Genomic DNA, 18,668 nt, shown 5'->3' on the forward strand with positions numbered 1-18,668 from the left:
AAGGATGCCAAGGAAGCAACGCCACGTAAGCCTGACAACACTACTGATTGTTGGTGAAGGCAGTGATGATAAAGCCTTTATTGATCATCTGAAGAATTTGTTTCAGCAAAGATATAGTGGCCGTAAAGTCACGGTAAAAGCCGGTGATGGTGGTTCGCCCGGCAATATCATTACCCATGCGAGTCGCGCTTATCAGGCTGAAGCGTACAATCAGCGCTACTTAGTGCTAGATGCCGATATTCCACCAACACCTGCCGAGCAAAAAAATGCCCAAGCAGCGGGTTACGGTATTATTTTGTGGCAACCACAGTGCTTAGAAGGGGCATTGCTGGATGTTTTGGGGGAGGGAGTGCAAGCGCATGAAAGTAGTCAAGCATTAAAGCAACGTCTACACCCACGTTTAGCTGCTCACCATACTCGGCCGGAAGCTTATGCTGTTTTATTTAGCCAGCCAGTGCTGGCAGCAACACAAAACTCATCTGTGGCTGAAGTTCGCGATTTGCTGCTAGGTGCTTAGCTTTACTTTATTGAGTATTAGATGATCAATAATGATCTTGTGAAGATTGATCATGGCGATTTGATTTTTAAAAAATTATTGGGCCGGAAGTCAATAGTGTTTGGGGTAGTAATCTGAGAAATAAGCGACCAGTGGGCGTTCGGTGTATTGGAAACTTTATGGAAACTCACAAACAAAAACAGCGAGCCGCTTGCGCTAACTCGCTGTTTTTGTTTGTAAATTTGGTAGGACTAACTGGACTCGAACCAGCGACCCCCACCATGTCAAGGTGGTGCTCTAACCAACTGAGCTATAGTCCTGTTTTGTGGTGCATATTATAGAGAGCTTTGAGATCCTTGCAACTGTTTTTTAACGATTTTTATAAAATATTTGTACTGTGCTTCAGTCGCTCCAGTTCATCACGGTATTTCGCTGCTTTTTCGAACTCCAGATTGCGTGCCGCTTCATACATCTGATCTTCTAAACGACTCAACGCCTTGGCAAGATCCTTCGGCGATAGGATCGCTTCATTCACGCGATACTCGGCATTTGTTTCAGCCGCTTTTTTAGCGCCTCTCGATGACTTACGAGAGCCAGGTGCTTGGGCACCCTCCATAATGTCTGCAACAGATTTGAAAATACCTTTAGGCGTGATCCCTTGCTCAAGGTTGTGTTGAATCTGCTTATTCCGACGGCGCTCCGTTTCATCCATGGCACGCTGCATTGATCCTGTGATTCGATCCGCATATAAAATGGCGCGACCATTGATATTACGTGCCGCTCGGCCAATCGTCTGAATCATGGATGTTTCTGAGCGTAGAAATCCTTCTTTATCGGCGTCTAAAATAGCCACGAGGGAAACCTCGGGCATATCAATACCTTCCCTAAGTAAGTTAATGCCAACTAGCACATCAAACTCACCAATCCGTAAATCACGAATAATCTCGACACGCTCAACCGTATCAATATCCGAATGAAGGTAGCGAACTTTGACACCGTGCTCTGATAGGTAGTCTGTTAGATCTTCGGCCATCCGCTTGGTCAACACAGTGACGATGACACGTTCTTTTTTTCGGACAATTGTATCAATTTCCCCCAGAAGATCATCAACCTGAGAAGAGGCAGGGCGAACTTCAACAAGCGGGTCGATTAATCCTGTTGGGCGTACGACCTGCTCAACGACCTGTTGCGCATTCGCGGCTTCGTATTTGCTTGGCGTGGCAGAGACAAAAATCATTTGAGGGGCAATCGTTTCCCACTCCTCAAACTTCATGGGGCGGTTGTCCAGCGCAGAGGGTAGGCGAAAACCATATTCAACCAGAGTTTCTTTGCGCGACCGATCACCCCGATACATCGCACCAATCTGCGGAACGGTCACATGAGACTCATCAATCACCAATAACGCATTGTCGGGCAGATAATCAAACAGGGTAGGTGGGGCCATACCATGATCGCGTCCAGATAAGTAACGGGAATAGTTTTCGATACCAGAGCAGTAGCCCAGCTCAAGAATCATCTCGATATCATAGATTGTGCGTTGCTCAAGACGTTGAGCTTCAACCAGTTTGTTGTTCTCTTTAAGAAACGCCAGGCGTTCTTGTAATTCTGCTTTTATATGTTGCGTTGCCTCCACTAGCGTGTCTCTGGGTGTTACATAATGCGTTTTTGGATAAATGGTTGCACGTGGGACTTTGCGAAGGATCTCACCCGTTAAAGGGTCGAAGTACGAAAGTTGTTCGATTTCTTCATCAAACAGCTCCACACGAATAGCCTCCATCTCGGATTCTGCAGGAAAGATATCGATGACATCGCCTCGCACACGATAATTACCTCGGTGCAGTTCAATATCGTTGCGTGTGTATTGTAGCTCTGCTAAGCGTCTCAATAACGTGCGTTGGTCAATTTGATCACCACGGTCTAAATGCAACATCATCGAGAGATAGGACTTAGGATCACCTAAGCCGTAAATAGCCGATACTGTCGCGACAATAATGGCATCTTCTCGCTCAAGTAAGGCCTTGGTGGCTGAAAGGCGCATTTGTTCAATATGATCATTTATGGATGCATCTTTTTCGATAAATGTGTCGGAGGAAGGAACATAAGCCTCGGGTTGATAGTAGTCGTAGTAAGAGACAAAGTACTCAACAGAGTTGTCAGGGAAAAACTCTTTAAACTCGCCATAAAGTTGAGCCGCCAGCGTTTTGTTATGCGCCATAATGATTGTAGGGCGCTGCACAGCTGCAATGACATTGGCAATCGTAAAGGTTTTGCCCGACCCGGTAACGCCAAGCAAAGTTTGCGCGGCTAAGCCGGATTCAATGCCGTCAACCAAGGCAGCAATGGCCGTAGGCTGATCCCCCGCGGGTTTAAAGGCTGATTGAACTCTGAAACGTTGCTTCACAGACGACTCCTGTAAAAATTAAATGTAAATTCACCCTTATAGGGATTTAGACCGCGAGCGCAATACTGTATGATTTGCGCTGTTTTTTGATGGATATTTGTGCCCCAGAATATAACGAGGATTTCAGCTTGGACGTGCAGCTTTCCGACCGCGTAAACAGTATCAAACCTTCCCCGACTCTTGCCGTTACTAAACGTGCGGCTGAACTTAAAGCGTCTGGCAAAAACATCATTGGCTTAGGTGCGGGCGAGCCCGATTTCGACACCCCAGAGCATATTAAACAAGCTGCGATCAACGCGATCAATGGCGGCTTTACAAAATATACTGCGGTTGATGGGACGCCAAGCCTTAAAAAAGCGATTATAGCCAAATTTAATCGTGATAATGGCCTTAATTACGAACCAAATCAAATATTGGTTTCCAGTGGCGGGAAGCAAAGCTTCTTCAACTTGGCGCTAGCATTATTGAATGCGGGCGATGAGGCAATTATCCCAGCACCTTACTGGGTATCTTATCCGGACATGGTCCTGATTGCGGATGCCAAGCCAGTGATTATTGAAACGACCCAAGCGGCGCGTTTCAAGATCACTCCGGAACAGTTGCAAAATGCCATCACTGATAAAACACGCTTAGTTGTGTTAAACAGTCCTTCAAATCCATCTGGTGTTGCATACACACTAGACGAATTAAAGGCCTTAGGTGAAGTGCTGAAGCGCTATCCAAATATTTTGGTCGCAACCGATGATATGTATGAGCACATTCTCTTTGGGGATGAGCCTTTCTGCAATATCTTAAATGCATGTCCTGAACTCTACGATCAAACCATCGTATTGAATGGTGTATCCAAAGCCTATTCTATGACGGGCTGGCGTATTGGTTATGCAGCAGGCCCTGCTTGGTTGATTGCTGCTATGACCAAGGTTCAGTCACAAAGCACATCAAACCCATGCTCTATTGCCCAGGTTGCCGCTGAAGCCGCATTGAATGGCGATCAAGGCTGTGTGGCTGAAATGGTAAAAGCCTTTAAAGCACGTCATGAGTTTGTCGTGAATGCTTTGAATGAAATCGAAGGGGTGGATTGTATCCCAGCGGACGGAACCTTCTATGCATTTCCAAGCTTTCACAAGGTGATCGACAGCCGCCCAGAGTTTGCTGACGATATCGCATTGGCTGAATACTTGCTGCTCGAAGCAGGCGTGGCACTGGTTCCAGGATCTGCATTCGGTGCTCCGGGGAATATGCGCTTATCCTTTGCGACCAGTATGGATATACTGGAAGATGCGATTTCACGTATCAAAAAAGCACTAAGCTAAGATGATTTAGCAGAGAAGGGGCGATCTAGCCCCTTTTTTATTGATGTTGCCAAAGCCTGCAATGAGTCTCTATACTCATCCCTTCATTTGTCACAATGCATGTTAGAGAAGTATGCCCTCAAAGAATAATGCCCCCATTCTGCTTCAAATTAAAGTTACCCTAAAGCATGCGCAGCCTGAAATTTGGCGTCGATTACTGCTTCCCAGTGATCTGTCCCTATATCAATTGCATTGTATCTTGCAGGTCACCATGGGCTGGGAAGATATTGGTGAGCATTATTTCGAAGATGCGGCGGGAAATTGCTATGGTGATTCGAGCGCAGCGCTTGAAGAGCGTGATGAAACGCTATATACGTTAAGTGATGTTCTCCATACCAAGCAGCCTAGCTTAATGTATGGCTATGACGAGGAAGATGGCTGGGAGCATCTCATTCAACTTGAAAAAACCTTGCCTTATTTCGCTGATGATGATCAGCCCGTGATTTTGTGTTTGGCGGGTGAAAGGGCGTGTCCGCCAGAGTCTTCCAGAGGGGTTGAAGGGTATTTAGAGTTGCAGTCAGCTGTACAGCATTTAAGTGCTGAGGTTTTTAGCGATCGTTACCCTTGGTTTAATTATGATGACTTATATAACGATGGTTTTGATACTGAGCGTGTCAACCAGGATTTAGATTTAGTGACGCGCTTTGGGCCATTGATGACAGATCCCGAAATTCGCGCCGCAGCAGATGATGCTAAATCGGAGCTTGAAGCGTTATTGCAAGAGTTTGAATTTGAAACCGATGAAATGCGCTATGAAGTCATCGAGGACTTTTTTCGGTCCATGTTTGAGCAGCCGATTGAAGATGACTTGTTGGGATTGAGTCCCAACCAATTGCATGATTTGCTCTACACACCCTTTCAGGCTGAAGAGGTGATACGTTTTCATCCCGAGCATGCCACACCAGATCAAGTGCCTTTTTTGGCGATGTTTAAGGTTTTGGCAGATGAGATTCTTCAGGGCAATAATAAACTCACGCCCAAAGGAAATCTGCCCCTGACCGTCGTGCGTGCTATGCATGATGCACTCGATACCCAACGCTATTTTTATGGGTTTGATGTGTATCAGCCGCGATTGCGAAGTGAAGAAGACTCTTTGCCGGTTCACATTACTCGACTCTTGGCTCAGAATTCTGGTTTATGCCGTGTGCAAAAGGGGCGTCTTTTGTTGACGCGTAAATCAGAAGCGGCCTTAGAAAAACAACAATGGTCGAAGCTGTATCAGCCGATGATCGAGTGCTTGATTACGAAATTAAACTGGGGCTACCTAGACGGAAATCCCGAGCTGCAGTCCATACGATTGACTTCTCTCTTTTTGATGCGCTTTTTAAAGACCCGAAATGATTGGGTGACGACGGATCAATGCGTTGAGCGTCTCGTTGCAACTTTTCCAATGATGTTAGAGGAGGCGGATGATTCTAGCGGTTATGATCCTGAGTCTACGCTTTGGCATGCGTTTACGCATCGGATACAGATGCTGCTCGGTTTAACGGGCTTAATAGAGTATCAGCACGATTATGAGAGCGAGTCGCCACTTGAGCGTATTGTCTTGGTGAGTTTAAAAAGAACGTCGCTTTCAGATCGTTTTCTAGAGTGGGTTTCTCCTGTTAAGTCAAATGGTTAGGGTGTTTCTTTGAAGCTATTGGTAATCGGTTACGTCTGGCCTGAACCTAAGTCCTCTGCCGCGGGCAGTCGGATGATGCAGTTGTTGGAGGTGTTTCGAGGTCAGGGCTGGCAAGTGCATTTTGCAAGTCCGGCACAGATGACAGAGCACATGGCCGACTTGTCTCGTATCGAGATAGCCTGCCATAGCATAGAGCTGAACTCAGCATCCTTTGATCGGTTTATTCAACATCTGGCACCTGATATCGTTGTTTTTGATCGTTTTATGATGGAGGAGCAATTTGGCTGGCGTGTAGAGAAGTGTCTACCCAGTGCGCTCAGGGTCCTGAATACCGAAGATCTACACAGTTTGAGAGATGGGCGTCATCAAGCGGTCAAGGAGGGGCGAGAGTTTGAGTTGCGCGATATGCATACGCCGATGGCGTGGCGCGAAATCGCAGCGATCTTTCGCAGTGATCTGACATTGATGATATCAGACGTGGAAATGACACTCTTACAGAATCAGTTTCATGTCCCTGCGACACAGTTGCATTATATCCCTTTGATGGTTGAAGCTCAGTCATCATGCCACCTACCCAGCTTCGATGAGCGTCAGCATTTTATTACGATCGGGAACTTCCGTCATGCACCGAATTGGGATGCGGTGCTGCAGTTAAAGCAACATCTGTGGCCGAGTATACGTAAAAAACTGCCAAAGGCGGAGTTGCATATATACGGTGCGTATCCACCGCCCAAAGCGACCCAGTTACACAATGCTAAAGATGGCTTTTGTGTTAAGGGCTGGGTGGACGATGCTTTGCAGGTGATGTGCCAAGCACGTATATTATTGGCTCCCTTGCGTTTTGGTGCGGGGATTAAAGGTAAGCTGATTGATGCCATGACGGTACGCACTCCGAGTGTGACCACCCCAGTGGGGGCGGAGGGTATCAGTGACGATTGGCCCGGTGCTATTGCCTACGACGATCAGGATTTTATTGAAAAGGCCGTAGCCCTTTATCAGGATTCCGCTCGTTGGCACCAAGCACAAGAACGGGGTGATGCTCTGCTGGCATCGCGCTTTTTAGCCTCTCTGCATGCATCGGCTTTAATTGAAAAGTTGGTTATGCATCATTCACAGCTCAATGGTTTGCGAGGGCAGCATTTCATGAGTTCAATGCTGCGCCATCACAGTATGAAGAGCACACAGTACATGTCTCAATGGATTGAGGCTAAAAATCAGCTTTCGCTGAAAGTAGATTCGCCTTCCACTGAGTGAATGCGTAAAAATTGATTTACCACCCACTCGACGTGCTCTGGAACCGTTTCTACATGTCGTATACAGGGTTGCCCATACATGGCTCTGACAATATCAATACCAAATAGCATCCCGAGTAGCATTTCCGCACTTTTGTCGGGTTGTGGAATCTGCACCAAGCCTGCTGCGTGCGCATCTTTCATCCATTGTACGAGTTGCGTATGGGTGGATTCAGGCCCCATTGCATACAGTTGATTGACAGCGTCTGTTGGAAAACAGCCAGGATTTCCGAGCATTCTCATAAAATGCAGGCATTCATTACTAATCAAGAATGATAACAAATGTGTGCCAAACGTGATCAGAGCATCTTTGACATCCGACTGTTTTTGCGGACTTATATTAAGACCGATCATGAGCTGCGCTGTTTCTGTCTCGGTGATGGCTTTTAGAAGCTCTTCTTTATTAGCATAGCGTGCATAGACGGTTACTTTCGAAACGCCTGCTAGTTTAGCGACAGCTTCAATCGAGACAGCAGATGCCCCTTCACTAAATAAAAGTCTTCTGGCAGCACAAATAATGGCTAAATCTTTGCTCGGGTCGACAGGGCGGCCTGCGCGTTCATTCGTTGGCACTTTGCATTCCAAATAGATTAATGTACGATTGCGTTCAGTAATTAATTTCTGATCGGGCTTACCGTTATGTTAAAGAAAGTCTGCGTTCTGTTGTTACCACTTCTTCTGTTGAGTGGCTGCTTTAAAGAGGATTATACAAGTCTTGAATCAAAGCCGATACCTTGGGTGTTAACACGTGAAGTGGTTCAAGATGAGCGAGCGGACGTGCGACTGTCGGGTAGCGTAAAAGCGCGCTATGAGTCGCCAATCGCATTTCAGCTAAATGGTCGGGTTTTGACAAAACATGTTGTTGCTGGACAAAAGGTTAATGCCAATGATCCTTTATTCACACTGGACCCACGTGATGTTGACGAGGTTGAACGAAGCGCAATGGCTCAGTTGGCGGTAGCGGATGCAGCGCTCGCGACCGCACGCAATGAGCTGAAGCGTCAACAGCAGCTGCTGGAGCAGAACTACATTAGTCGCCAAGCGCTTGAACGATTTGAGCTGGCCGAGCGGGAAGCGTTGAGTCAGCGTGAGTCAGCACGTGCGGTATTGGCACAAGCACGAAATACTCGCACCTATACAGAACTCAGCGCTGAGCATGCAGGTGTAATGATTAATGTTGAGGTTGAGGCGGGGCAAGTCGTTGCAGCAGGACAGGTGCTGGCAACCTTGGCTCAAGAAGGCGATAAAGAGATCGAAGTTTATCTGCCAGATGGGCAATCTCCTCCTCAAGTAGGGCAGATAGATTTAAGAGGTGAGCGTTCAATACAGGTTGAATTACGTGAAATAGCTGGCGCGGCAGACTCATCAAGTCGCAGTTGGCGGGCACGCTATCGTTTGCTGGAGTCAAATGAGTCTTTGCTGTTAGGCAGTGTCGTGCAGGTGACCTTGTTTAAATCCGATAATGCAGAGGATGTGCTACGAGTTCCATTGGCTGCATTGGATGAGCGAGGTTTGGGGGCTCAGGTTTGGCAAGTGATTGAAGGGCAGGCACAGCCCGTTTCGGTTGATGTTCTTGAACTTACAACGGAATATGCACGGATTCGAGCGGATCTTAATACTCAATCCAGAGTGATTGCGTTGGGGACGCATTTATTAACGCCCGGCATGCAGGTTAGGGAGAGGGCTCTATGAGTTTTCCCAACCTATCCGCGCTTGCTGTTCGTGAGCGATCCGTTACTTTGTTTTTTATACTCTTATCGGTTTGCGTAGGGGTTTACTCCTTTTTCTCATTAGGGCGCGCCGAAGATCCAAGCTTTACAGTCCGATTTGCTGTTGTTTCGGCTGTATGGCCTGGTGCCACAACAGAAGAATTGCAAACCCAAGTGGTTGATCGATTGGAAAAGCGGATTCAAGAAATCGATTATCTATACAACATCGAAACCACGATTCGTCCGGGCCAAGCGATTCTACAGATCGAGTTTCAAGACTTCGCACCAGGTGAGATTGTCCCTGATCTTTTTTATGAAGTCCGAAAACGCATGATGGATGAGGCCGCAAACCTGCCAGCAGGCGTTATCGGTCCCATCGTAAATGATGATTTCGCAGATGTATATTTCTCCTTGATGGCGCTCACTGCTCCTGGGTTTCCCATGCGTGACTTGACGCGAGAGGCTGAAGCCATGCGAGATCGGTTGCAGCGTGTTCCGGGTGTGCTTAAGGCTCAAGTTTTAGCTGAGCAAGCCGAACGTGTTTTTGTTGAATTTAATATGACCTATTTGAGTCAGCTGGAATTAAGCCCTCAAGATGTCTTTGCAGCCATTCAGGCTCACAATCAGTTGGTGTCTGCTGGTGCATGGGAATTGGATGGACCGCGTGTTCATCTGCGAATTGCTGCTGATTTATCGGATCAAGAGCAATTGGCGGCTGTTCCTTTGCGAATTGGGAATCACCTGCTGCGTTTATCCGATATAGCGGATATTCACTATGGGTACGAAGACCCTCCGTCGTATTTTGTGCGGGCACAAGGGGAAGATGCCCTGTTATTAGGGGTTGTCATGCGCTCAGGTGAGAACGGTTTGGATTTTGGGCAGCGGCTTGGCGAGTTTGTTGAACGTGAACGGAGCCGACTTCCTCTGGGCATTGAGCTCACTGTGATCACCAATCAGACTGAAGCGATCACGGGGGCTGTTAACCTTTTTCAGGTGAAGTTTTTAGTTGCTGTTATAGTCGTCATGGGCGTCAGTATTTTGGCAATCGGTTTTAGAGCTGGCTTAGTGGTCGGTATTGCTATTCCGCTAACACTGGGGCTTACGTTTTTGCTCATGAAGTTAGCCGGTATCAATCTAGACCGAATTACCTTAGGTGCGCTCATTATTTCGTTAGGCTTATTGGTGGATGATGCCATTATTGCCATCGAAATGATGATTGTTAAAATGGAGTCGGGTTGGGACCGAGTTCGTGCTGCCAGTCATGCATGGAGTGTCACGGCTGCCCCAATGCTCTTTGGAACATTGGTGACGGTGGCTGGCTTTGTGCCGATTGGCTTTGCGCAGTCAGGTGTTGGTGAATATGCAGGCAATATTTTCTGGGTGTTGGCCTATGCGCTGCTTGTGTCCTGGTTGGTTGCTGTTACCTTCACGCCTTATTTAGGTGTAAAGCTTTTACCTGACTACAGTGCATCTGGTCACAGTGGGTTGTATCAGACGCCTTTATATCAAAAATTGCGTGTGTTTATCAGCGCATGTGTCACCTATCGTAAAACAGTCGTTGTCTTGACGGTATCTTTGCTGATTATCAGTGTGGTTGCGATGGCAAGCGTAGTGCAGCAGCAATTTTTTCCCAGTTCAGATCGCCCAGAAGTTCTGATTAGTATTCAGCATCCGCAAGGTACCTCTATTCTGACAACGGATGTCACAGTTAGAAAGCTAGAGGCTATTTTGTCGGAGGTGGATGACGTTAAATCCTTATCTGCGTATATCGGAGCTGGCGCACCGCGCTTTTTTATCTCAGCGAATCCTGAACAGCCTGATCCGGCTTTTGCCAAAATGATTGCGATTGGTCATGATGAAGCTTCGCGTGATCGGATTATCGATATGTTGCAGACGCATATCCATGCAGGAGCGTTTCCTGAGGCACGAGTGCGAGTGAGTAAGCTGCTTTACGGTCCGCCCGTTGTATGGCCGGTAAGCTTTCGAGTTGTGGGTGAAGATCCGCTGAAGCTTCGTGAAATCGCCTATCAAGTAAGAGATGTCATGCGTGAGCATCCTCATGCGGAGGATCCGCACCTGGATTGGGATGAGCGAATTCCAAGCTTGCACTTAGTCATGGATAAGGATCACATCCGCTTAATGGGCTTGACGCCAATGGATGTCGCTCAGCAATTGCAGTTTCAGTTAAATGGCGCTCCGGTGACTGAGGTTCGGCAAAATATCCGAACAGTGCAAATGTATGCGAGGGCGCAGCGTGTTGAGCAAGGTTCACCAGAAGATATTGAAATCCGCACACAGGAAGGACGCAGTATTCCATTGTCGCAATTAGGGACGCTTGAAGTACGCTATGAAGAGCCTGTTATAAAGCGGTTTGGTGGCGAGCGGTTTTTGGCCGTCCATGCTGATGTGTCGGGTGCCCAGGCGCCTGATGTCACGGCCGATATTTGGCAAGCCTTAGAGGATATTCGTCAAGCGCTGCCAGAGGGGTATCGTATCGATATCGGTGGAACAGTCGAGCAATCTGGCAAAGCCGATGCCTCGATTCAGAAGTTGCAACCGTTGATGTTGGTGCTCATGCTCATTTTTATCATGTTGCAGATGCGATCTTTTTCAGGGACTTTTATTGTAGTGGCTACAGCGCCTTTAGGTCTCGTCGGTGCTGTTTTGGCCTTGTTAATGTTTGATCAGCCCTTCGGATTTGTCGCGCTGTTGGGTTTGATTGGTCTGGGGGGGATCTTGATGCGCAATACGATGATTTTGACTCAACAGGTCCAGGATAACTTTGAAGAGGGGATGAGTGCTCGCGATGCGGTTGTGGAGGCGGCGGTGCAACGTGCCCGTCCTGTAATTTTGACAGCCTTGGCGGCCGTTTTGGCGTTTGTGCCGCTCACCTTTGATAGTTTCTGGGGGCCGTTGGCGTATGTTTTAATTGGGGGTGTTGCTGTTGGCACCTTGATCACGCTTATTTTTGTTCCCGCACTCTATGCGCTCTGGTTTCGCTGTGGTGAGACTCCAAACCAAGGCAGTGCTGGCTGAGGTTGCCAAGCATGCGTTAGGGTTTTATAGCCCTAGCGCATGCTGTAAGGCGGGTAACATGCGTTTAACACAGGCTCTTCCTTCGTCAATCGCTTCTTCTGCTCGATAAAACTCAAGCAATCCGATATTGGCCAATCGGGGTGATAGAAGAATATCTGGAGGATCGCCTGCCATACGACTGCGCGTAATTCGGTCTTGAGTGATATTGACCGATCCTGCGATGACATCAAACATACTGGGAGCGGCTTCTTCAGTATCTTCCTTGGATGAGAAAACGGCTCCCGCGTAATTTACAAGCTCGGTAATTTTACTAACAGGTGATGCTTTTGATGAACGCGTTGAGGCTTTGGCATTCTGTACAGGTTTGGGTTGGGGGCGTGTTAATAGGTCACCGTTTAGATTCACTGCAATGACCACGTCAGCGCCTAGCGCTCGGCAAGTTGATACAGGAACTGGATTGACAAGCCCACCATCCACAACCCATTTATTTTGGTATTTGACGGCCGGAAACAACCCAGGCAGTGCAATTGAGCACCATACTGCATCTAAAACAGACCCTTCCGTAATCCATAACTCACGACCGCTTTCCAAATCAGTTGTGATTGAAGCGAACTGTTTAGGCAGGTCCTCAATATTGCATTGTTTCGGAGCAACATGGCCATCAAGCAGTTCAACTAACCGATCACGATTTACAAAACCATTTAAGGACGTGTTAATTTCAAAAAACTGTGCAAGCTTTAGTTTAGTGAGTTTTAGAACCCAATCTTCCAGTTTGTCAAGATGATCTGTTGCGTAGGCGGCTCCCACCAGCGCACCGATTGAAGTGCCACAGACGATTTCAGGTGTAATGCCTTCCTCATGTAAAGCACGAAGAATGCCGATATGAGACCAGCCACGGGATGCGCCGCTGCCTAAGGCTATGCCTACTTTCATAGATTTATCCTTAAATTCGTTAGTGGTTTGGTTTTGCAAGAAAGGGAATGTTTTAGATGGTCATAGAGTACGGAATGGAGTTATCACTTGGCAAGCGAATATTTTAGTGGACTGCGGTGCATGCTCAGTCGATCATAGGCACCGCAATCGGTAGAGGCTTGCTATCTGAGTGAATTGCTTAAGCGGTCCGCACGATCTCCTGCAGCTGGGTGGCTGGAGAAAAGGCTACGGCTATTTCCGTATTTTGCTTCTAGCTTTCTGAGTGCGGAGACAGACGCTTCGGCATTCATTCCATGACGTTGCATTAATTTAATTGCATAGTCATCGGCTTCATGCTCCTGAGTTTGAGAGAATTGAGCGTTCACTAGTTTTTCGCCCAGTTCACCTAGCTCCGAGTTTGAAAGAGCTGCTGCGGTTGTGTTGCCACTGGCCGCCGCCGCTTCACGTGCGGCAGAAGCCGCATAGGCAACTTGGAATGCGCGTTTGGAATGGCCTAACACCACATGACCAATTTCATGGGCAATGACGTAGCGTACCTCATCATCGGTCATTTCATCCATCAAGCCGCTGTACATGCGAATAGAGCCGTTTGGAACAGCAAACGCATTGATTTCGGGTAGCATATAGACCTTGTATTCAAGGCTCTGGCCATCAACGGTTTCCCAGCCCTGAGTTAGCTGAGCTAAACGTTGAGCATAGCGGCTGTTTGAGGGCGCAATTTGATGCTGACTATCAAGGTGGGCAATTGATTGATCACCAATCAGCTTCATTTGTTGGTCTGTCATCGTAATTGCGGTCGCCATCCCCATGCCTGCGGATAGCAGTCCTGACATGTCGCTTCCTGTGGTTTTGCAGCCGCTGAGTGTGAGCGTGATAGCTAGACAGGCAGCATATGAAGTCTTTTGTACAAAAGCGAGTTTTTTCATCGCCAATTCCTTTGTCGGTGTAATGTGAAAATTAGAATGTACTGAGCGGTTCGTCATCATTCCCTTAGTAACAGATTGAAATGTTAAGGGCTAATGTCATTAAAATCCAGATTTGGGTTTAAAAAGATGAAAAAGTGTATATTTGTTGATCTAGGACAAGATCAAGAGTTTTTTAAACGTTGCAATATGTGCGGTTAAATCTATGCTTAATGGTTTGATTATAATTCTGGTTAGGGGTCGCCGTTTTGCAGCGCTTAAAAATGATCCGCGAGATCCGATTTGTGATATTGCTTTTGTGCTGCATTGTTGCACAGGTGCTTCACGCAACAATTTTACCTGTACCTAACCCACCAGAACAAAATCCACTGCTTGTAAAGCTAGGCGAACAGCTTTTTCATGATGAGCGTTTGTCAGGTGATAAGACGGTGAGCTGCGCTACCTGTCATGCATTGGAGACAGGAGGGATGGATCTTGCAAAGGTCTCAACAGGTGTTGGCGGTAAAAAAGGTGTCATTCGCGCCCCCAGCGTCTTTAATAGCCATTTAAATCATACGCAGTTTTGGGATGGGCGTGTAAAAACCTTGGAAGCGCAAGTTGATGGTCCCTTACATGATGAACTGGAAATGGCCTCAAATTGGCCTTTGGTGATAGGTCGACTCAACGCGGACCCTCAGTTACGTTCAGAGTTTAAAAAAGTGTTTGATGAGGAGCTTAATCCAGAGCAGGTTCGAATAGCGTTGGCAGCTTTTCAGCGAACATTAATGCTCACTAACTCCCCCTTTGATCGCTGGCTAGCAGGTGATATGGAGGCGATTACGGCGCAGCAAAAAAACGGATTTAGACTGTTTCAAGAGTACGGCTGTATCAGTTGCCATCAAGGTGCAAATGTTGGAGGGAATATGTTTGCTCGAATGGGATCGCTGGAAAGCTTTACCTTATTTAAATCGGCTGAAATGGAGCAGGTGAGTCTTGGTCGGTACAACGTAACAGGAAATCGTAAGCATTTGTACGTTTTTAAAGTGCCAGGGCTAAGAACCGCAGCTTTAAATCACTATTTTTTTCATGACTCAAGTGCAAGCTCCTTGGAAGAAGCGATCGATATGATGGCTCGTGTACAGCTAGGAAGGCAGCTCACTCGAGATCAGGCACAGGATATTGCAGAATTTATTCGTTCACTATTAGGTGAGCACCCATTGCTTAAGCAGGTGCTGAGTGATTAATCAACATAAACAAGGTTTTATACTGTTTTTCTGTATTTTGGCAGGACTTGTGCTCGCTTTGTTTTTCTCAACGCGAACGCATGACGTATTAGAGCACACGCAGCGTCTAGACGGCTTTTTGCAGTTACGTGAATTAGATGCATTATTAGACGAAGAGGTCTTGTTGATAGCATCAGGACTGCGAACACACTATGACCAGCTTGTGGTGTATCGAAGAAACAGTGATGAGTTACTAGAAAAGATGCTTGATACGCGTCATTCATTTATTGCTGGTTTAGATGAAACCTCTGTCATGCTCTTAAAGTCCTATCAGTCCATGCAATTGCATAAAGAGGATGTTGTCGAAGAAATAAAATATTCCGCATCACTGATACGAAATGGTCTTTTATATATGCCACAGCAGGTGCAAGCACTCAGGCAGGATAATCATCCGCATAGAGATGACGCGGCTCGTATACTGAGTGCGCTTTATCGATACCATTTATATCCCTTGACTGAATCACGAGATGAGCTAGAGCAGCAGCTGTATAATCTAGTAAGGCAAAATACGGGTGATGAATTATTAAGCTTGTTTATTTCTCAGGCCTCAACGAGCTTGCGGCATCTAAGTAATTTACATCAGTATCGGGATGAGTATGTTGCTGTCGATACGAGAATAATCTTAAGGCAATTAGAACTATCCTACCAACAGGTTTACCTCAATCGATTGAAGGCTTCAGAGTACTTGACGCTTTTTTTATTAGTATTAAGTGCCTTGCTAATGTTGGTTATGACACTGCTGTTTAGGCGTCTGCAACATGAAACACACGCTTCTAAACAAGCAACTAATCGTTTACAAGATGCTGTAAACAGCCTATCTGAGGCCTTTGCATTATTTGATGCAAAGGGGTCGTTGGTTTTGTTCAATCAAAAGTGGCTTGAGTATTATCCTTGGTTGAATTATGACTCGTTAGTTGATTGGCCGTCCATTGCATCTAAGCATGCCGAAGTCGGAATCAAAAGCCTATCCGCGCAGACGGCAAATCCCCGAGTGAGTCAATACTATATTGAACACTTGCCGAATAATCGATGTTATCAGGCCAGTAATAACATGACACAAGATGGAGGATGGGTTTGTGTTAGGACAGATATCAGTGTTATACAGCAGACAGAGTTCAAATTGAGAATGCTTGGGCGTGCTTTGGAGCAAAGCCCAGTGGCTGTAATGATTACCGATAGGAAAGGTATCATTGAGTATGTTAATGCACAGTTGGCTGAAATGACAGGCTATTCAGAATCAGAGTTATTAGGGAAAAATAATAACATTCTCAAATCTGGCGAAATGTCGAGTCAAGTTTTTACAGATATGTGGAAAGAGCTAAATCGTGGAAATACGTGGTCGGGGCACTTGTTAAATAGAAAAAAAGATGGTTGTTTTTTTTGGGAATCAACATCTATATCTCCGCTTCGAACAGAAGAAGGTGACATTAGTCATTTTATAGCTGTGAAGGAAGATATTACTGAGCGTCTTGTGCTTGAAGAACAGTTGAAAATGGTTGCTGTTGTATTTGAAACAACGAATGAAGCCATTATGATTGCAGATCAGAATGGGCGAATCAAAACGGTTAATCCCGCATTTACTAAAATAACAGGTTTTACAAAAGAAGAAGTGATTGGTAAAAATCCAAGTATATTAAGTTCTGGGCGACATGATCGAAACTTTTATCATCAGCTTTGGAGTACATTGTCCGTTGAAGGGGCTTGGGCTGGTGAAATATGGAATCGACGTAAAGACGGTAGTGTTTATCCGGAATGGCTCTCAATTTCAGTTATACGAAACGACGCAGGTGACATTAGTGAATATATATCTGTATTTTCAGATATAACCAGTCGAAAAAATGCCGAAGCACGGATTCGGCATCAAGCCTATTATGATGCTTTGACGGAGTTGCCGAATAGAACGTTGTTAATGGATCGGCTTGAAATGTCAATTGTTTCAGCAAATCGAGATCAACAAACCTTGGCGTTACTGTTTGTGGATTTGGATCGTTTCAAATATGTTAATGATACGCTTGGTCATGAATACGGTGATGAGCTTCTTATAAATGTGGCGCGACGCTTGTTGAGCTGTGTGAGAGAAAGTGACACGGTTGCTCGTTTTGGCGGGGATGAATTTGTTGTTCTACTTCATAATATTTGTTCGGGAAAAGAAGCAGGGCGTATTGCCGAAAAAATGATCCAACAACTTTCGTATCCGTTCATGCTGGCTGGCCGAGAAATTATAATTGGTGCAAGCATCGGTATCGCTATGTATCCGAGCGTGTCAGGAGGTGCAGATAATCTGCTCAGAAATGCCGACTTAGCGATGTATAGTGCGAAGCAAGGCGGACGAAATCGTTACCAGTTTTTCAGTGAACAGCTCCAAGAAGATGCCAATAGCATGATGGAAATGGAGCAGGATTTGCGAGTTGCATTAGAGCAAAAGCAACTTGAAGTATATTATCAGCCGATTATAGATAGCCGTACCTTGTCTTTAGTCGGGGTAGAAGCATTGCTCCGCTGGAATCATCCTTTGCATGGCATGATTTCACCTGATCGTTTTATTCCTCTAGCGGAAGATACCGGTATGATTGGTGTTATAGGTCAATGGGTGCTTGAGACGGCTTGTCGGCAAGCAGGCCAATGGGTCGCACAAGGATATCATTTATATATGTCGGTTAATCTTTCGGGGCGTCAGCGAAGTTTAGGCCTGGATGATATAGTGCTAAGGAATATCCTTGAGTCAACAGGGTTTAGGCCTGAAAGTTTGGTGCTTGAAATCACTGAGGGGATGTTGTTAGACAATAGTCACGCAACCATTGAGTGGTTGAGTTCCTTTAGCCGAATGGGTGTTCAGTTAGCGATTGATGACTTTGGCACAGGCTACTCAGCGCTGAGTTATCTTAAACGATTTCCAATTGATATATTGAAAATAGATCGCGAATTCATTCGAGAGTTGGGGCATGGCACGCAAGATATGCTTGTGGTTAAAGCCATCATCTCAATGGCAAAAAGCTTAAAGCTTAGAATTGTGGCTGAAGGTGTTGAGACGGATGATCAACTTGCCATACTTCAGGACTTGCAATGTGAGTTTGTACAGGGGTATCTGTTTTCAAAACCATTAACAGCGTATGAGTTGGAAGTGTCATTTGACACGCTCTACAGAAGTGTTGCCAAACAGCGGTTATAGTCTTTTCTTGCTTTGGAGCTTTAAAAACATATTGCTGACATCCTCCTTGCCGTAAGCATCGGGGGGTGCACCTAGATAAATAAATACAAAAAAGTAGTTGACCTCTCCCGAAAACCTCTTTAATATTCGCGCCTCGCTTGAGAGACAAGCCCTTCCGGGGGAGAGTCACTGAAGCGGGGCTTCTTTTTAAGTGTTTGATTCAAGTGCAAATTAAGAAGCAGTTGGTGGTTTTTCAGGTAGATGTTTCGAGAAAATGATTTAAAAATTCTTGAAAATAAAGCTTGACACTGACGAGGGGTTCGGTAGAATACGCACCTCGCTTGAGACGACTCAAAACGCCGAGTTGACCAAGACGCTCTTTAAAAAATTAATCAGGTAATGCGTGTGGGCGCTTGTTCAGGTTAGGCATTAAAGCTTAATCAAAAACAAGCAACCTATATGTGAATTCATTTAGATGTACGTTTTTGAGCATGA

The 18,668-nt window shown here is 46.1% G+C and carries 12 protein-coding genes and 1 tRNA gene; 8 read left to right on the forward strand and 5 right to left on the reverse strand.

All coding sequences use genetic code 11. From position 1 onward, the window contains the following. The first annotated feature begins 4 nt into the window (after positions 1-4). Complete coding sequence (locus F5971_RS15470) at positions 5-517, forward strand: hypothetical protein (RefSeq protein WP_036512366.1); 513 nt, start codon at positions 5-7, stop codon at positions 515-517. Between the two features lie 222 nt (positions 518-739). On the opposite strand, the gene F5971_RS15475 is transcribed toward F5971_RS15470, so the two are convergent. Then, a tRNA-Val gene (locus F5971_RS15475) sits at positions 740-816 on the reverse strand. A gap of 59 nt (positions 817-875) precedes the next feature. Beyond that, a complete protein-coding gene (gene uvrB / locus F5971_RS15480) occupies positions 876-2,897 on the reverse strand; it encodes an excinuclease ABC subunit UvrB (RefSeq protein WP_193495858.1) in 2,022 nt (673 codons plus the stop codon). A gap of 89 nt (positions 2,898-2,986) precedes the next feature. Between uvrB and F5971_RS15485 the strand changes: the two genes are divergently transcribed. The 3 genes from F5971_RS15485 (at position 2,987) to F5971_RS15495 (ending at position 7,124) form a co-directional block, all read left to right on the forward strand. Then, positions 2,987-4,210 (forward strand): pyridoxal phosphate-dependent aminotransferase, encoded by a 1,224-nt coding sequence (locus tag F5971_RS15485; protein WP_193495861.1) that lies wholly within the window; start codon positions 2,987-2,989, stop codon positions 4,208-4,210. A gap of 112 nt (positions 4,211-4,322) precedes the next feature. Beyond that, positions 4,323-5,870, forward strand: coding sequence for a plasmid pRiA4b ORF-3 family protein (locus F5971_RS15490; RefSeq protein ID WP_193495863.1), 1,548 nt, complete (start codon positions 4,323-4,325; stop codon positions 5,868-5,870). 9 nt (positions 5,871-5,879) lie between these two features. Further along, a complete protein-coding gene (locus F5971_RS15495; RefSeq protein ID WP_246187827.1) occupies positions 5,880-7,124 on the forward strand; it encodes a glycosyltransferase in 1,245 nt (414 codons plus the stop codon). Here the strand turns inward: F5971_RS15495 and F5971_RS15500 are convergent. Then, positions 7,085-7,735, reverse strand: coding sequence for a TetR/AcrR family transcriptional regulator (locus tag F5971_RS15500; protein WP_051514513.1), 651 nt, complete (start codon positions 7,733-7,735; stop codon positions 7,085-7,087). The genes F5971_RS15495 and F5971_RS15500 overlap by 40 nt on opposite strands. A gap of 66 nt (positions 7,736-7,801) precedes the next feature. Here F5971_RS15500 and F5971_RS15505 point away from each other — a divergent pair, with 66 nt between their 5' ends. Both F5971_RS15505 and F5971_RS15510 read left to right on the forward strand, forming a co-directional pair. Beyond that, complete coding sequence (locus F5971_RS15505; protein WP_036512374.1) at positions 7,802-8,854, forward strand: efflux RND transporter periplasmic adaptor subunit; 1,053 nt, start codon at positions 7,802-7,804, stop codon at positions 8,852-8,854. Beyond that, positions 8,851-11,907, forward strand: a complete 3,057-nt coding sequence (locus tag F5971_RS15510) for an efflux RND transporter permease subunit (protein WP_193495866.1) — start codon at positions 8,851-8,853, stop codon at positions 11,905-11,907. The genes F5971_RS15505 and F5971_RS15510 overlap by 4 nt, the downstream gene beginning before the upstream one ends. Positions 11,908-11,931: 24 nt before the next feature. Here the strand turns inward: F5971_RS15510 and F5971_RS15515 are convergent, their stop codons facing one another. Together F5971_RS15515 and F5971_RS15520 are read right to left on the reverse strand one after the other, a co-directional pair. Beyond that, on the reverse strand, positions 11,932-12,840 hold the full coding sequence (locus tag F5971_RS15515; RefSeq protein WP_193495868.1) for a patatin-like phospholipase family protein: 909 nt from the start codon (positions 12,838-12,840) through the stop codon (positions 11,932-11,934). 161 nt (positions 12,841-13,001) lie between these two features. Next, positions 13,002-13,766: a M48 family metallopeptidase gene (locus tag F5971_RS15520; RefSeq protein WP_193495870.1), complete on the reverse strand. Its 765-nt coding sequence runs from the start codon at positions 13,764-13,766 to the stop codon at positions 13,002-13,004. Positions 13,767-14,011: 245 nt separating this feature from the next. On the opposite strand from F5971_RS15520, the gene F5971_RS15525 reads away from it, so the two are divergent. Together F5971_RS15525 and F5971_RS15530 are read left to right on the forward strand one after the other, a co-directional pair. Next, entirely contained in the window at positions 14,012-14,986 is a 975-nt protein-coding gene (locus tag F5971_RS15525) for a cytochrome-c peroxidase (protein ID WP_051514514.1), read from the forward strand. After that, complete coding sequence (locus tag F5971_RS15530) at positions 14,979-18,194, forward strand: EAL domain-containing protein (protein WP_193495872.1); 3,216 nt, start codon at positions 14,979-14,981, stop codon at positions 18,192-18,194. The genes F5971_RS15525 and F5971_RS15530 overlap by 8 nt, the downstream gene beginning before the upstream one ends. The last annotated feature ends 474 nt before the right edge of the window (positions 18,195-18,668 follow it).

This window comes from Nitrincola alkalisediminis, assembly GCF_009821115.1.
Lineage (GTDB): Bacteria > Pseudomonadota > Gammaproteobacteria > Pseudomonadales > Balneatricaceae > Nitrincola > Nitrincola alkalisediminis.

Bases quoted from the DNA above. Each gene is read 5' to 3' on its own strand.
- F5971_RS15485 (WP_193495861.1), top strand. From the start codon at position 2,987: ATGGATATTTGTGCCCCAGAATATAACGAGGATTTCAGCTTGGACGTG.
- F5971_RS15490 (WP_193495863.1), top strand. From the start codon at position 4,323: ATGCCCTCAAAGAATAATGCCCCCATTCTGCTTCAAATTAAAGTTACC.
- F5971_RS15510 (WP_193495866.1), top strand. From the start codon at position 8,851: ATGAGTTTTCCCAACCTATCCGCGCTTGCTGTTCGTGAGCGATCCGTT.
- F5971_RS15515 (WP_193495868.1), bottom strand. From the start codon at position 12,840: ATGAAAGTAGGCATAGCCTTAGGCAGCGGCGCATCCCGTGGCTGGTCT.
- F5971_RS15470 (WP_036512366.1), top strand. From the start codon at position 5: ATGCCAAGGAAGCAACGCCACGTAAGCCTGACAACACTACTGATTGTT.
- F5971_RS15505 (WP_036512374.1), top strand. From the start codon at position 7,802: ATGTTAAAGAAAGTCTGCGTTCTGTTGTTACCACTTCTTCTGTTGAGT.
- F5971_RS15520 (WP_193495870.1), bottom strand. From the start codon at position 13,766: ATGAAAAAACTCGCTTTTGTACAAAAGACTTCATATGCTGCCTGTCTA.